This window comes from Malikia spinosa, from assembly GCF_002980625.1.
Classification (GTDB): Bacteria; Pseudomonadota; Gammaproteobacteria; order Burkholderiales; family Burkholderiaceae_C; genus Malikia; species Malikia spinosa.
On sequence record NZ_PVLR01000036.1, the window covers coordinates 93,747 to 108,041 of the forward strand.

General features: G+C 64.4%; 15 protein-coding genes and 8 tRNA genes. 17 read left to right on the forward strand and 6 right to left on the reverse strand.

Annotation, left to right across the window (positions count from 1 at the left end):
* Positions 1-124 precede the first annotated feature (124 nt).
* The 3 genes from C6P61_RS12525 to C6P61_RS12535 form a co-directional block, all read right to left on the reverse strand.
* Positions 125-1,132 (reverse strand): hypothetical protein, encoded by a 1,008-nt coding sequence (locus tag C6P61_RS12525; protein ID WP_105730264.1) that lies wholly within the window; start codon positions 1,130-1,132, stop codon positions 125-127.
* 47 nt (positions 1,133-1,179) lie between these two features.
* Complete coding sequence (locus C6P61_RS12530; RefSeq protein ID WP_211296978.1) at positions 1,180-1,329, reverse strand: hypothetical protein; 150 nt, start codon at positions 1,327-1,329, stop codon at positions 1,180-1,182.
* An 86-nt stretch (positions 1,330-1,415) separates the two neighbouring features.
* Positions 1,416-2,321 carry a helix-turn-helix transcriptional regulator gene (locus C6P61_RS12535; RefSeq protein ID WP_105730323.1) on the reverse strand — a complete coding sequence of 302 codons (906 nt, stop codon included), beginning with the start codon at positions 2,319-2,321 and terminating at the stop codon, positions 1,416-1,418.
* A 296-nt stretch (positions 2,322-2,617) separates the two neighbouring features.
* Here C6P61_RS12535 and C6P61_RS12540 point away from each other — a divergent pair, with 296 nt between their 5' ends.
* The 16 genes from C6P61_RS12540 to C6P61_RS12615 all read left to right on the forward strand — a co-directional run bounded on the left by C6P61_RS12540 (position 2,618) and on the right by C6P61_RS12615 (position 11,319).
* Positions 2,618-2,824, forward strand: coding sequence for a hypothetical protein (locus tag C6P61_RS12540; RefSeq protein WP_105730266.1), 207 nt, complete (start codon positions 2,618-2,620; stop codon positions 2,822-2,824).
* 95 nt (positions 2,825-2,919) lie between these two features.
* The gene (gene folC, locus C6P61_RS12545; protein WP_105730267.1) at positions 2,920-4,257 is read left to right on the forward strand and encodes a bifunctional tetrahydrofolate synthase/dihydrofolate synthase; all 1,338 of its coding nucleotides are present in this window, start codon (positions 2,920-2,922) and stop codon (positions 4,255-4,257) included.
* A 52-nt stretch (positions 4,258-4,309) separates the two neighbouring features.
* Positions 4,310-5,227, forward strand: coding sequence for an SPOR domain-containing protein (locus C6P61_RS12550; protein WP_105730268.1), 918 nt, complete (start codon positions 4,310-4,312; stop codon positions 5,225-5,227).
* The gene (locus C6P61_RS12555) at positions 5,227-5,712 is read left to right on the forward strand and encodes a CvpA family protein (protein WP_105730269.1); all 486 of its coding nucleotides are present in this window, start codon (positions 5,227-5,229) and stop codon (positions 5,710-5,712) included. Before C6P61_RS12550 ends, C6P61_RS12555 begins: the two co-directional genes overlap by 1 nt.
* 22 nt (positions 5,713-5,734) lie before the next feature.
* Positions 5,735-7,246: an amidophosphoribosyltransferase gene (purF, locus tag C6P61_RS12560; protein ID WP_105730270.1), complete on the forward strand. Its 1,512-nt coding sequence runs from the start codon at positions 5,735-5,737 to the stop codon at positions 7,244-7,246.
* Between the two features lie 3 nt (positions 7,247-7,249).
* Positions 7,250-8,461, forward strand: a complete 1,212-nt coding sequence (locus C6P61_RS12565) for an O-succinylhomoserine sulfhydrylase (RefSeq protein ID WP_105730271.1) — start codon at positions 7,250-7,252, stop codon at positions 8,459-8,461.
* A 10-nt stretch (positions 8,462-8,471) separates the two neighbouring features.
* Complete coding sequence (gene gltX, locus C6P61_RS12570; RefSeq protein WP_105730272.1) at positions 8,472-9,878, forward strand: glutamate--tRNA ligase; 1,407 nt, start codon at positions 8,472-8,474, stop codon at positions 9,876-9,878.
* Positions 9,879-9,992: 114 nt separating this feature from the next.
* A tRNA-Ala gene (locus C6P61_RS12575) sits at positions 9,993-10,068 on the forward strand.
* 33 nt (positions 10,069-10,101) lie between these two features.
* A tRNA-Glu gene (locus C6P61_RS12580) sits at positions 10,102-10,177 on the forward strand.
* Between the two features lie 56 nt (positions 10,178-10,233).
* Positions 10,234-10,310, forward strand: a tRNA-Asp gene (locus C6P61_RS12585).
* A gap of 28 nt (positions 10,311-10,338) precedes the next feature.
* Positions 10,339-10,414 (forward strand) — tRNA-Ala (locus tag C6P61_RS12590).
* A gap of 28 nt (positions 10,415-10,442) precedes the next feature.
* Positions 10,443-10,518, forward strand: a tRNA-Glu gene (locus C6P61_RS12595).
* A 53-nt stretch (positions 10,519-10,571) separates the two neighbouring features.
* A tRNA-Asp gene (locus C6P61_RS12600) sits at positions 10,572-10,648 on the forward strand.
* An 18-nt stretch (positions 10,649-10,666) separates the two neighbouring features.
* Positions 10,667-10,742, forward strand: a tRNA-Glu gene (locus C6P61_RS12605).
* Positions 10,743-10,794: 52 nt separating this feature from the next.
* Positions 10,795-10,871, forward strand: a tRNA-Asp gene (locus C6P61_RS12610).
* Between the two features lie 112 nt (positions 10,872-10,983).
* Complete coding sequence (locus C6P61_RS12615; protein WP_170067387.1) at positions 10,984-11,319, forward strand: thioredoxin family protein; 336 nt, start codon at positions 10,984-10,986, stop codon at positions 11,317-11,319.
* A 51-nt stretch (positions 11,320-11,370) separates the two neighbouring features.
* On the opposite strand, the gene C6P61_RS12620 is transcribed toward C6P61_RS12615, so the two are convergent.
* Genes C6P61_RS12620 through C6P61_RS12630 form a run of 3 tightly spaced genes read right to left on the reverse strand, consistent with a single transcriptional unit; the run spans position 11,371 to position 12,580 of the window.
* On the reverse strand, positions 11,371-11,838 hold the full coding sequence (locus tag C6P61_RS12620; RefSeq protein ID WP_105730274.1) for a hypothetical protein: 468 nt from the start codon (positions 11,836-11,838) through the stop codon (positions 11,371-11,373).
* Entirely contained in the window at positions 11,835-12,107 is a 273-nt protein-coding gene (locus tag C6P61_RS12625) for a VF530 family protein (protein WP_105730275.1), read from the reverse strand. Before C6P61_RS12625 ends, C6P61_RS12620 begins: the two co-directional genes overlap by 4 nt.
* Positions 12,104-12,580: a MarR family winged helix-turn-helix transcriptional regulator gene (locus C6P61_RS12630; protein ID WP_105730276.1), complete on the reverse strand. Its 477-nt coding sequence runs from the start codon at positions 12,578-12,580 to the stop codon at positions 12,104-12,106. The genes C6P61_RS12625 and C6P61_RS12630 overlap by 4 nt, the downstream gene beginning before the upstream one ends.
* Positions 12,581-12,655: 75 nt before the next feature.
* Between C6P61_RS12630 and C6P61_RS12635 the strand changes: the two genes are divergently transcribed.
* Positions 12,656-14,185, forward strand: a complete 1,530-nt coding sequence (locus tag C6P61_RS12635) for a succinyl-CoA:acetate CoA-transferase ScpC (RefSeq protein ID WP_105730277.1) — start codon at positions 12,656-12,658, stop codon at positions 14,183-14,185.
* Positions 14,186-14,295 lie beyond the last annotated feature (110 nt).

The window sequence follows — 14,295 nt, forward strand, 5'->3', positions numbered from 1 at the left end:
GTGGAGAGGGTTCGCTGGTTTGCCAAGCCCAGGTTGGGTACACCTTTCTGGGCCTGGAAGTCAGCGCCTGCCTTTTTGGTCTTGTCCTAGACGGAGGCTAGCTCTGCCAGCGGACTGCACCGTGTCAGGCGCTTCCGATTTCGAGCAGCTTCTCGCGGCTCTCGAGCAGAACCTCACGGGATGCAGTGGTCAGCATGCCATCCTTACTCAGCAGTGGTGCTTCGAGAACATTTTTCAAAGTTTTTGCCAGCGCGGCAGCCATCATCACGCCTTTGCGGTCTTCGCGTGAGTAAGTGGCGTAGTCGGTGTTATTGCTAACGATCCGGCGCAAGCCAGTCAGCAGCGGCTGGAAATATTTGTTGAGCTGGGTGAGTGAGGCATGAATTTCGTCGAAGCGTCTGTATATGCCTTGAGTCGTGACTTCGGCTGTTTTCATCTGCTCGGCAGCAGCACGCGCGTTGTCGCGGTTCGCGTAGGCGCTGTGCTTGGCTTCCTCGGCTTTGGACGCCAGCATCATGCCGCCGACAGCCAGCACCGGTCCCGCGACTATGCCGCCCAGTACGGCGGCGCCACCTGCCATGCCGAATCCGCCTGCACTCAGCGCGCCACCGCCCAGCCAGGCTAGCGTTGCATTCGTCGCTGCTACGCCACCCAGCGAGGCAATCGCGGTTCCGGTCGATGCGGTACCCAGCAGACCCACCCCACCGTACGCGGCCAAGCCAGCTAATCCGCCCGCGCCGAGAGCAGTGACACCTCCGCCGACTACCTGCTGCATATCGAGCGCGGCCTTTTGGATCATTAGCATGTCATCACGAGTCACGCCGCTTAGGTTCATCTCATCTTGCAGTCCCTTGTCTTGAAAGTCCACATTCTTGATTTTTGAGAACGCTTCGACGAAAGGGATCAGGCGCAGCTCATAAATATCGAACTTCAGCTGACCAAGCTTGTTCATCGCATCCTGCGCGTTTTCCCGCACTGTTTCTAGGCTGTTGCAGGCAGCATCATAAGTTTCCTTCGCTTCACTGTTAAGTTCTTCGGCACGGTTGAAATCCTTCTTCGCGTCGATGCCCTTTTTGACGCCATAGCCGCCGGCTAGAAGTGCAGCGCCTGCCAGAATGAAAGGTATTGGCATGTTGATTTCTCCTTGAGTGGGTGGGGGTGGTGAGGGAAAACTAGAAATTACTTCGGCGAAGCAAGCAAGCGCTTGATCTGGTCCACCAGCTCTGCGATTGGCGCCCGCGCAGCTTGTGTTTCCAACGGCTGGTGTCCGCAGTCCGGGCAAGCGTCGAAGTGATCGATGCCAAGCATCAGTACATCGCTGCGCGGCATGACGGTCTTGGACCAGTGGCAGGCTGGGCAGCGCCAGGTATGTGGGCGTGGTGGGATTGGCATGATTCATTTGCTCCTTTTCTTCCTCAGGCAACGCCCAGATACCCCCGCAGCTGCTGCTCCAGCTCCGCCTGCAGCCCCTCCGGGCTGATGATCCTGATGTTGGGCAGCCAGTAGCGCACGATCGGCAGGATCTGGTTCGGGTGTGCGATCAGGCATGACACGAGCAGTCCGCCGTCGGCCAACTCCTTTTCGATCTTCTGGCCGGCGATCAGCTGGCGGCGCTGGAAATAGCCGGCCGCGTCGCGTCCGATCTTGAGCACGACTTCCGTCTTCTGGGCGTTGAGCCAGATGCTGTCCTCCTGCTCCAGCCTCGCGACCATGGCGGGGTCGGGCTCAAAGTGCTGCTCCCGCTCGACCAGCAAGCCGTTCATCTTCGTGAAGGTGTAGGACTTGAGCGTGCCGCCATCGTTGGCGGCCAGATACCAGATGCCGCTCTGGTTCACGAGCCGGTACGGCTGCGCGCCTTGCACGATCTTCTCGCCCTCGGGCTTGCGGTAGCGAAAGCTCACGGTCTGGCGCTGCTCGATCGCCTGCTTGAGCTGGCGAAAGCTGTCTTCCCGGCCGCTCAGGTCCTCGTAGTGGTGCCCGCGTATCTGCAGGCTTTGCAGTCGACTGTCGAGCAGGTCCTTGAGCAGTTCGCTGCCGAGCCGGGGATGCAGGCCCTGCAGGCCGGCGACCGAGGCAAAGCGTTCGACATCCTGCTGCGTCAGCAGACCCAGCCGCGGCCCGCTGATCCTGTAATGGCCGTTGTGCTTTTCCAGCTCCAGGAAGGCCAGTCTTTCGTTCAGGTCGCGCTGAACGGTGCGCAGGTTGACGCCGAACTCCTGGGTCAGCGCATGGGGGTCGAGTTTCTGGCCCTCGTTGAGGCGCCGCAGCAGCTCGCTGAGCCGGTAGGCAATGGTTTCCTGCGGGTCGGTCTGCGCTGCCATGGGGTCGTTCTTGCCTGGTTTGAGTTTCTCGATTGAAAACTTCACCCGTCTGGTGACAGTGTTCATTAAGATAAATCGTAACCGGTAGCCCTGACAAACCGTGTCGTTTCTGCTGTTTCAGTCGTTTCTTTTGCTTCTTATCCTGCCTCTGTTCGCTTGCCACACCCACTTGACTGCAGTACGCTGATGTCGTGGTATCCCGATCGTTTGCCGGATGCCGCATTTTTTGTCTGAGTCAAAATTGACAAAATCTTGTTGTCAATGTTTGAATATTTCAATTCAAGGGGAAATCGAGCATGGCCGACAACAAAAAGCCTAAATCCGATACCGATAATGCGAGTGCCACCCCGGATGTCGGGAACGCGAGCGACAGCGCCGACGTCGGCAATGCCAGCGGAACTGCCGACGTCCCGCCGCCGGATGACGACCCGCTGAGCGACGCCAACCTGGATCGCATGAACAACACCGGCACCACCTGGGGCCGCTACCGAAACCGGCGCTGAGCCTCAGCCTGTGCCCGGGGCGGGGCAGCCCTTGGCTCGAACGCGGGTACGTCCCCGCTGCGACAATACGGGTCTTGCCTTTTTCCGTCCCTGTCATGACCCAAGACCTGCCCCAGACCCTGTCCGACTGGCTTGCCCATTGCGAGCGCATTCATCCCAAGACCATAGACATGGGGCTGGACCGGGTGCGCCAGGTGGCGCAGCGCCTCAACCAGGGTCGTGGCCTGCAGCCGGCCTGTCCGGTCATCATCGTCGGCGGCACCAACGGCAAGGGCTCGACCTGTGCCTTGCTCGAAACCATCTACCAGCAGGCCGGCTATCGCACCGGCCTCTACACCTCGCCGCATCTGGTGCATTTCGAGGAGCGCTGCCGCATTGAGGGCCAGACCGTCGCGGCCGACGCGCTGCTGCCGGCCTTTGCCGATGTCGAGCTCGCGCGGCGCGGCCATGGTGCTGACCAGCCCGAGATCAGCCTGAGCTACTTCGAGTTCACCACGCTGGCGATCGTGCTGACGCTGGCGCGCGCGCAGCTCGACCTCGTGATCCTCGAGGTCGGCCTGGGCGGCCGGCTGGACGCGGTCAACATCGTCGAGCCGGCCTGCTCGATCATCACCAGCATCGATGTCGACCATATCGAGTTCCTCGGCACCGACCGCGAGGCCATCGGCTACGAGAAGGCCGGCATCATGCGTACCGGCCGCCCGGTCATCGTCAGCGATCCGGTGCCGCCGCAAAGCGTGCTCGATCGCGCGCTCGAGATCGGTGCCGACCTGCACCGGGCCGGGCGCGATTTCCATTGCGGTGGCGACCAGCAGCAGTGGAACTGGGCTGGTCGCAGCCGGCGTTACGCTGGTCTGGCTTATCCGGCACTGCGCGGCGCCAATCAGCTCGTCAATGCCGCCGGCGTGCTGGCGGCGGTCGAGGCGTTGCATCCCGTGTTGCCGGTCACGGCGCAGGCGGTGCGCAACGGCCTGGCCCTGGTCGAGTTGCCGGGCCGCTTCCAGATCGTGCCGGGCCAGCCGGCGCTGGTGCTCGACGTCGCGCACAACCCGCATTCAGTCGCCGCGCTGACCGAAAACCTCGACGCCATGGGTTACTACCCGACCACGCACGCGGTCTTCGGTGCCATGGCCGACAAGGACCTGTTGCCGATGTTCCAGCGTGTCAATCCGCTGATCGACCGCTGGTATTTCTGTGACCTGCCGCTGCCGCGCGCTGCGAGCGCGGCTGACCTGGCGGCGATCTGGCGCGGCAGCCATCCGCGCCCCGCTGCCGGCTCGAGCCTGCACCCCAACCCCCAGGCGGCGCTGGACGCCGCGATTGCAGCCGCCGACCCGGCTGATAGAATCGTGGTCTTCGGTTCTTTCTTTACCGTGGGCGGCGTGCTGCAAAACGGCCTCCCGAGGCTGGACGCCAAGCACCTTCCGGGCTGACCCAGCTGCCAGTCCCCGACCCGACACGGCCCACCCATCACAGCACTGGCGAATGTTCAAATTCCGATTCGGCGGCCAGGGCGGCTCCAGCCCGACGCCGCCTCCCACGACGATCGAAACCGTGCGCCGTCGCGCCCGGCACCGCTTGCTGGGTGCCACCGTGCTGGTGCTGGCAGGCGTGATCGGTTTTCCGCTGCTGTTCGAGTCGCAGCCGCGCCCGGTGCCGGTTGATTTCGAGATCGACATTCCGACGCGTCAGGCCGCCAAGTCCCTGGTGCCGGCCAGCGAGGCTGAGCCTTCGAACGACGTGCGCACCGGAGGCCTGGATGAGTCCGAGGAGTTCGTGCCTGCTGCGCCAGTAGCGCAGGTGGCGCCGGTGGCATCCGTTGCGCCGGCTGTTCCAGCAGCGCCTGCTGCGCCGCTGGTCAAGGCGCCTGCCGAGCAGGCGTTGATCGCCCCGCCGGTGCCCCTGCACCCCGTCGCCAAGCCCGTATCGCCAGAGCCCGCAGCACCCGCGGCTCAGGCCCTGCCAGTTATCAAGCCCCAGCCCAAGCCTGCGGTCGAGCCTCCGGTCAAGAAACCGGTCGAATCCAGGCCGGCAGAAAAGCCAGCCGAGAAGCCAGCTGAAAAGCCAGCTGAAAAGCCGGTCAAGGCGAGCGAGGACTCGGCGCGCGCGCAGGCCCTGCTCGAGGGCAAGCCCGTACCTGCTCCGTCGGCCGAACCGGACAAGGCAGCGGCCAAGCCGCGCCACATCGTGCAGGTCGGCGCCTTCGTCGATCCCAACCTGGCGCAGGAAGCGCGCATGAAGCTTGAGCGTTCCGGCCTGGTCACCTACACCCAGATCAGCAATACCCCCGACGGCCCGCGCACCCGCGTGCGCCTGGGACCCTTCCTGACCCGTGCCGAGGCCGACAAGGCCGCTGCCAAGGCCAGGGCGCTGGGACTGTCTGCCGCCATTCTCGCGCTTTGATGGCGGCGGTCGATCTCATCCTGCTGCTGTTGCTGCTGGCTTCCGTGTTGCTGGGGCTGTGGCGTGGTCTGGTCTACGAGTTGCTCTCGATCGCTGGCTGGGTCGCGGCCTTTCTGCTGGCGCAGAGCTTTGCTGCCTGGGCCGGCGAGCGCCTGCCCTTGAAGGATTTCACTGAGCCGCTGCGTTATGCAGCGGGCTTCATCGCTGTTTTTGTCGCGGCCGCCTTTGGTGCCGGTCTGCTGTCCTGGCTGCTGGGCCGTCTGGTCGACTCCGTCGGGCTGGGCCCGGTCGACCGTGTGCTCGGCGCGGGCTTTGGCCTGCTGCGTGGCCTGGTCATGCTGCTGGCACTGGCACTGGTGGTCAACATGACTCCGTTCAAACAACAAGAAGGCTGGCAGGCGTCAGTCGGAGCAAGAGGCCTCGATCGTGGCCTGCACTGGCTCAAGGACGCCATGCCGGATAGCCTGGCCCGCTACTTTCCCTGAAAATTACTAGAGGAATCACGTCATGTGTGGAATCGTCGGCGTTGTCAGCAACGCACCTGTCAACCAGTTGATCTATGACGCCCTGCTGCTGTTGCAGCACCGTGGCCAGGATGCCGCCGGCATCGCAACCCAGCTCGAACGCAAGTTCTTCATGCACAAGGCCAAGGGCATGGTCAAGGACGTGTTCCGCACCCGCAACATGCGCGCGCTGCCGGGCAACTGTGGCCTGGGTCAGGTGCGCTACCCGACGGCGGGCAATGCCTTCAGCGAGGAAGAGGCCCAGCCCTTCTACGTCAACGCGCCGTTCGGCATCGTGATGGCGCACAACGGCAACCTGACCAATGCCGCCTTGCTCAAGCAGGAGATGATCCAGCTCGACCACCGCCACATCAACACCGAGAGCGACTCTGAAGTGCTGCTCAACGTGCTGGCGCACGAGCTCGGCCAGGCCACCGATCACGGTGCACTGAGCCGCGACGCGGTGTTCGCCGCCGTGCGCGCGGTGCACAAGCGCATCAAGGGCAGCTACGCGGTGGTGGCGATGATCGCGGGTCACGGCCTGCTGGCCTTCCGCGACCCCTACGGCATCCGCCCGCTCTGCCTGGGCCAGGGCAAGGACGGCACCGTGATGGTCGCCAGCGAATCGGTCGCGCTCGAGGGCACCGGCCATGATTTCGTGCGCGACATCGCGCCCGGCGAGGCGGTCTTCATCGGCCTCGACGGCCAGATGCGCTTCGAGCAATGCGCCGACAAGACGCAGCTCTACCCCTGCGTGTTCGAGTTCGTCTACCTGGCGCGCCCGGACTCGACCATCGACGGCATCTCGGTCTACCAGGCCCGCCTCAACATGGGCGAGACCCTGGCGGCGCGTGTGGCCGAAATGGTGCCGATCGACCAGATCGATGTCGTGATCCCGATCCCCGAGTCGAGCCGACCGTCCGCGACCGAGCTGGCCGACCGCCTGGGCAAGCCCTACCGCGAGGGCTTCGTCAAGAACCGCTATGTCGGCCGTACCTTCATCATGCCGGGCCAGGCGGTGCGCAAGAAGTCGGTGCGCCAGAAGCTCAACGTGATCGCCAGCGAGTTCAAGGGCCGCAATGTGCTGCTGGTTGATGACTCGATCGTGCGCGGCACCACCTCTAAGGAAATCGTGCAGATGGCGCGCGATGCCGGCGCCAACAAGGTCTACATGGCCAGCGCCGCGCCGCCGGTGATCTACCCGAACGTCTACGGCATCGACATGCCGACCAAGGGCGAACTGGTCGCGCATGGCCGCACGTTGGAGGAAATCCGCCAGATCATCGGCTGCGATGCGCTGATCTACCAGGATGTCGATGGCATGAAGCAGGCCGTGGGCAAGCTGCGCGCCGACCTCGACGGCTTCGAGGCGTCCTGCTTCGACGGCGTCTACTGCACCGGCGACGTCAGCCCCGAGGACGCCGTGCGCATGAATGAGCAGCGCGTCGGCTCGGACGACGAAGAGGGCAGCAGCGGTTCGCGCCTGGCCCTGCCCAACGCCTCTCAGGAGTCCTGAGCCATGGCCGATCCGAAATGGGACGGGTTGCAGCGCGAGACGCTGGCCGTGCGCCTGGCGGTCGAGCGCAGCCAATACGGCGAAAATTCCGAGGCGCTCTACCTGACCAGCGGCTATGTGCAGCCCAGTGCCGAGGTTTCGGCGCGCCGCTTCGGCGGCCAGGAGGAGGGCTATACCTACGGCCGCTCCAGCAACCCGACCGTTACCAGCTTCGAGCAGCGCCTGGCCGCGCTCGAGGGCACGCAGGCCTGCATGGCGACCGCCTCGGGCATGTCGGCCATCATGCTGATGTGTTTTAGCCTGCTCAAGGCCGGTGACCATGTGATCATCTCGCAGTCGATGTTCGGTTCGACGCTCAAGCTGATCGGCTCCGAGTTCGCGCGCTTCGGCGTCGAGACCTCGGTGGTGCCGCAGACCGACCTGGCGGCCTGGAAGGCGGCGATCCGCCCTGGCATCACCCGGCTGCTGTTCGCCGAGACGCCGACCAATCCGCTCGGCGAGGTCTGTGACATCGCGGCGCTGGCCGAGCTGGCGCACGATGTCGGCGCGCTGCTGGCGGTCGACAACTGCTTCGCGACGCCGGCGCTGCAGCGCCCGGTCGAGTTCGGCGCCGACATCGTGATGCACTCGGGCACCAAGTACCTCGACGGCCAGGGCCGGGTGCTCGCCGGCGCGCTCTGCGCGAGCGAGCAGCTGGTGCTGGAGAAGTTCCTGCCGGTGCAGAAGAACTCGGGCATGGTGCTGTCGCCCTTCAACGCCTGGGTCGTGCTCAAGGGCCTGGAGACGCTGGACCTGCGCATGAAGGCGCAAAGCGCGCAGGCGCATGAGCTGGCGCTCTGGCTCGAGTCCCATCCGGCCGTGGCACGGGTGCATTACCCCGGCCTGGCCAGCCACCCGCAGCATGCGCTGGCCATGAAGCAGATGAATGGCTGCGGCGGTGCGGTGGTCTCGTTCGACGTCAAGGCCCCCAGCCCCGAGCAGGCGCGCGCCAATGCCTTCCAGGTGCTTGACTCGATGCAGCTGCTGTCGCTCTGTACCAACCTCGGCGACACCAAGACCCTCTGCACCCATCCGGCCAGCACGTCGCACGGCAAGCTGTCCGAGGCGCAGCGCCAGGCCGCTGGCATCAACCAGGGCCTGATCCGCGTCGCCGTGGGCCTGGAGCACCTCGACGACATCAAGGCCGACCTCGAGCGCGGCCTCAGCCTCATCTGATCGAACGACCATGACCCAACGCGTCCGTACCCGCTTCGCCCCGTCACCGACCGGCTTCATCCACCTCGGCAACATCCGCTCGGCGCTCTATCCCTGGGCCTTTGCCCGCGCCAAGGGCGGCGACTTCATCCTGCGCATCGAGGACACCGACCAGGAGCGCTCGACCCAGGCTGCGGTCGACGTCATCATCGAAGGCATGAAATGGCTCGGCCTCGACCATGACGAGGGCCCGTTCTACCAGATGCAGCGCATGGCGCGCTACAAGGAAGTGCTGGCCGAACTGATCGCTGCCGGCCATGTCTACCCCTGCTACATGAGCATGGCCGAGCTCGACGCGCTGCGCGAGCGCCAGATGGCAGCCAAGGAAAAGCCGCGCTATGACGGCACCTGGCGCCCGGAGCCCGGCAAGGTGCTGCCTGCCATCCCTGAGGGCGTGGCGCCGGTGCTGCGCTTCAAGAACCCGAAGGAAGGCGTCGTGGCCTGGGACGACAAGGTCAAGGGCCGGATCGAGATCGCCAACGCCGAGCTCGACGACCTGGTGATCGCGCGTCCGGCCGCGCCCGGCGAGTCGGTCGGCGTGCCGACCTACAACTTCTGCGTCGTGGTCGACGACCTCGACATGGGCATCACCCATGTGATCCGGGGCGACGACCACATCAACAACACGCCGCGCCAGATCAACATCTTCCAGGCCCTGGGCCGCGAGGTGCCGGTCTATGCCCACCTGCCGACCGTGCTCAACGAGCAGGGCGAGAAGATGAGCAAGCGCAATGGCGCCAAGCCGGTCACGCAGTACCGCGAGGAGGGCTACCTGCCCGAGGCCATGATCAACTACCTGGCTCGCCTGGGCTGGAGTCATGGCGACGACGAGATCTTCAGCCGGGCCCAGTTCCTCGAATGGTTCGACCTCGACCACCTGGGCCGCAGCGCGGCGCAGTTCGATGAGGCCAAGCTGCGCTGGGTCAACGGCCAGCACATGAAGACCACGCCCGACGCCCAGCTGGTGCCGCTGGTGGCCGAGCAGCTTGCCAAGCGCGGCATCACGGCCGACGCGCGGCTGGAAGCGATCTGCGCCTTGTTCAAGGACCGCTGCGACACCACGCTGGTGCTGGCCGACTGGGCCGCTGCCTTCTACGCGCCAGTTGCGCCGCAGCCCGAGGACCTGGCCAAGCACCTGAGCGACGCCGTCAAGCCCGCGATTGCCGCCTTCGCCGCCAAGCTGACTGAAGGCGAGTGGAGCAAGGAAGCGATTGCCGCCGCGATGAAGGCGACACTGGCCGAGTTCGGCCTCAAGATGCCTGCGCTGGCGATGCCGGTGCGCGTGCTGGTGATGGGCACGCCGCAGACGCCTTCGGTCGATGCGGTGCTTTTCTTGCAGGGGCGTGAAAAAGTTTTGACCTGCTTGCAGAAGGCCTGAAAATCACTATACAATGCGAGTCTTGCTGATGCAGACATACAAAACGAAACGCGATATCGCCGCAAATCGATAGAGTAAAAAGTAATGTATAATCTGCAACGCTGCAGACCAGAAGGGGGTATAGCTCAGCTGGGAGAGCGCTTGCATGGCATGCAAGAGGTCATCGGTTCGATCCCGTTTACCTCCACCATCAAGGTTTGCAGTAATCAGTAGTCCAGGTTTTGACCCTATCGTCTAGAGGCCTAGGACATCACCCTTTCACGGTGAGTACCGGGGTTCGAATCCCCGTAGGGTCGCCAAGTTTGCAGCGCTTGGCTGCTTGATCGAAAGATCAGGTGGCGAAGCTGCACTACCAGGAGTGGTAGTTCAGTTGGTTAGAATACCGGCCTGTCACGCCGGGGGTCGCGGGTTCGAGTCCCGTCCACTCCGCCAAGATTTTGTTTGCTGTCGTGGCAACCATGGGGGTATAGCTCAGCTGGGAGAGCGCTTGCATGGCATGCAAGAGGTCATCGGTTCGATCCCGTTTACCTCCACCATCTGGTTCCACGATTCAAGTCCTCATACGACCCTATCGTCTAGAGGCCTAGGACATCACCCTTTCACGGTGAGTACCGGGGTTCGAATCCCCGTAGGGTCGCCAAGTTGTAGCGCTTGGCAAATCGGCGCAAGCCGGTGTGCAAAAGCTGCCTGCCAGGAGTGGTAGTTCAGTTGGTTAGAATACCGGCCTGTCACGCCGGGGGTCGCGGGTTCGAGTCCCGTCCACTCCGCCAGAATTCAAGTCCTCATACGACCCTATCGTCTAGAGGCCTAGGACATCACCCTTTCACGGTGAGTACCGGGGTTCGAATCCCCGTAGGGTCGCCAAGTTCTCAGCGCTTGGCCGGTTGAAAACTTCAATCGACAAAGCTGTGTGCCAGGAGTGGTAGTTCAGTTGGTTAGAATACCGGCCTGTCACGCCGGGGGTCGCGGGTTCGAGTCCCGTCCACTCCGCCAGATCGCAAACCCTTGCAAGTCATGCTTGCAGGGGTTTTTTGCATTCTGGCGGCGGATACTGTTTTCACGGCCAAGGTCTAGAATCAGGCCAACCCTTGCGGAGGCCTTTGCCGTGCACGACATCCCATCCTATTCCCCCCAGGCACCTGAGCGCGCCGAAGTCGACGCGCTGCCGGGCCTGACCCTGTTGCAGTTCGGCACCGACTGGTGCGGACATTGCCAGGCCGCGGCGCCGGCCGTGGCCGAGGCGCTGCAGGCCTCTGCTGCCACTTCTGCTTCCGCTTTGCGCCACCTGCTGGTTGAGGATGGTCCCGGTCGGCCGCTGGGCCGCAGCTTCCGGGTCAAGCTCTGGCCTACCTTGATCCTGTTGCGTGACGGCCAGGAAGTCGATCGCCTGGTGCGCCCGACCGAGGCCGCCGCTGTGGCCCGGCTGCTGGCGCAAGGCTGATTCGATCGATGCCGCCACCCTGTGCCGGGGTGGCAACCGCCTGGCTGGAGATCAGTCCAGGCCGAGCTGGGCGCGCAGCTGCCGGTTCTGCACCTGCAGCTGTTCGACCAGGGATTCGGCCGCATCGAGCCGCTGCTGCAGGCTTGCCAGCTGGTCCAGCAGGCTTTGCGGCTCGGCGCTGCTCGCGTCGGCGCTGGCAGCCAGTTGCAGGCGCGCCGCGTCGCGGGTCTGTGCCAGCCGCGCATTGATCGCATCGCACCAGCTCATCACCTCGACCCGGGTTGTGTCCTTGTGCACCGGGTTCTGCAGCGTGGCCTTCTTGACGTCGGCACGCCGGCACAGTTCGGACTGCGTCATGCGGCCGTGGTTGTACGGGTAGCTGCCGCCATGGGCCTCGATCTCGGCTTCGATCTGGGCCATGGCCTGGCGCAGGCGCTGCAGCGCGGCCTCGGTACGCGGATGGCTATGGGCTGGCTCGACTTCGCGTGCCAGGTCGGCGGCCGGGGTCTGGCTGCTCATCGCTGGGCCCGGCGCTGCTCGCGCAGCATGAACAGGTAGAGGCTTTCGACCTTTTCGCGCGCCCAGGGCGTCTTGCGCAGGAACTTGAGGCTGGAATTGACGCTGGGGTCGACGTTGAAGCAGCGGATCGGAATCTGCTCGCCGAGTCCGGCCCAGCCGTAATGCGCCTGCAGCGCGGTCACGATCGCTTCGAGCGTCAGGCCGTGCAGCGGGTTGTGCCGCTGTTGCGGGGCCGGCGGCGGGGAGTCCATGTCGGGTGTGGAGGTCATGGCGGGGATTGTGCCGCCAAAGCGGGCTCGGTCGGCGCGACCGGCTGGGTCGAAATCTCGTGCATGACCGTCAACCAGCCGGCAGTGGCCTGTGGCCCGGCCCGATCCAGGGCCGCGCTCAGGTGCTCGGCCAGTGGCGAGGTCAGCTGCCATTCCAGTTGCCGGCCCGGCTCGGTCAGCGCCAGCTGCCGGACCCGGCGGTCATGTGCCGGGGTGCTGACGGTCACCAGCCCCAGCTCGACCAGTTGCCGCAGTGGCGCGTGCAGTGCCTGCTTGCTGACGCCGAGCCGCTCGAGCAGTTCGCTGACCGTCAGGTCAGGATGGCGTGCCACATAGTAGAGCACTCGGTGATGCACCCGCCCGAGCCCGCGTTGCGCCAGCAGCGCGTCCGAGCCCGAGGTATAGGTCCGGTAAGCCTGATAGAACAACGCGATCGAGGCCATCAGGTCGGGTGGTGTGGTTACGTCAATCATATTGACTTAATTGTCATTCGGCGTTAGCATATAAATAGGTCAATATTATTGACGTTCATAGATCGAGGATAGCCCATGTCTGAACCGTCTCGTATTCTTCACCCTGGCCTGCGCCAGAAAATCATGTCGGCCGATGCGGCTGCGGCGCTGATCGAGCATGGCGACCATGTCGGCATGAGCGGCTTCACCGGTGCCGGTTATCCGAAGGCAGTGCCGCAGGCACTGGCCAAGCATATCGAGCAAGCCAACCAGGGTGGCAACAAGTTCCGCATCGGCGTCTGGACCGGTGCCTCGACCGCGCCCGAGCTCGACGGCGCTCTGGCCAAGGTCGGCGGCATCGAGATGCGTCTGCCCTATCAGTCTGATCCGACTTGCCGCGCCCGCATCAACGCTGGCGAGATGGACTATATCGATATCCACCTGTCGCATGTGGCGCAGTTCGTCTGGTTCGGCTTCCTGGGCAAGCTCAATGTCGCGGTGGTCGAGGTCGCCGGCATCCTGGAAGACGGGCGCCTGATCCCGTCCTCCTCGATCGGCAACAACAAGACCTGGCTCGACCAGGCCGACAAGGTGATCCTCGAAGTCAACAGCGCGATGCCGCTCGGACTCGAGGGCATGCACGATGTCTATTACGGCACCGAGCGTCCGCCGCACCGCAAGCCGATTCCGATGACGCATCCGGGCGACCGCATCGGCGAGCCCTACCTGCATGTGGACCTGAGCAAGGTGGTCGCGATTGTCGAGACCCACTCGCTTGACCGCGACACCAAGTTCGCTGCCGCCGACGAGAACTCGCAGCGCATCGCGGGCCATATCCTCGATTTCCTGGCGCACGAGGTCAAGGTCGGGCGGCTGCCGCCCGAGCTGCTGCCGCTGCAGTCGGGTGTCGGCAACATCGCCAACGCCGTGCTCGCCGGCCTGAACCAGGGCCCGTTCGAGAACCTGACCGGCTACACCGAGGTGCTGCAGGACGGCATGCTCGAGATGCTCAAGTCGGGCAAGATGGTGATGGCGTCGGCCACCGCGCTGTCGTTGAGCCGCGCCGGTACCAAGGAATTCCTCGACAACCTCGACTTCTACCGCCAGCGCATCGTGCTGCGGCCACAGGAGATCTCGAATCACCCCGAGCTGGTGCGCCGCCTTGGCGTGCTGTCGATGAACGCGATGATCGAGGCCGACATCTATGGCAACGTCAACTCGACCCATATCATGGGCACCCGGATCATGAACGGCATCGGCGGCTCGGGCGACTTCGCGCGCAACGCGTATATCTCGTTCTTCGTGACGCCGTCGACCGCCAAGGACGGCGCGATCTCCTGCATCGTGCCGATGGTCAGCCATGTCGACCACACCGAGCATGATGTGCAGATCCTGGTCACCGAGCAGGGCCTGGCCGACCTGCGCGGTCTGGCACCGCGCCAGCGGGCCCAGGTCGTGATCGAGCATTGCGCGCATCCGGACTTCCGCCCGGCGCTGCGGGACTATGTGGCGCGTGCCGAGCGCTCGGCGCGTGGCGGCCATGGCGGGCTGCACACGCCGCATCTGCTCGACGAGGCACTGTCCTGGCATTCGCGCTTCGAGAGGGAAGGGCGCATGCTGCCCTGAGCAGCACCGCCGGGCAGGCCTGGTGTCGCATGGCCCGGCGCTCCTGGCTAGAATGACAGACGAAAACCTGCCCGGCTTTACCCTGCTTACAGGCCAGGCGCAGCCAGCAA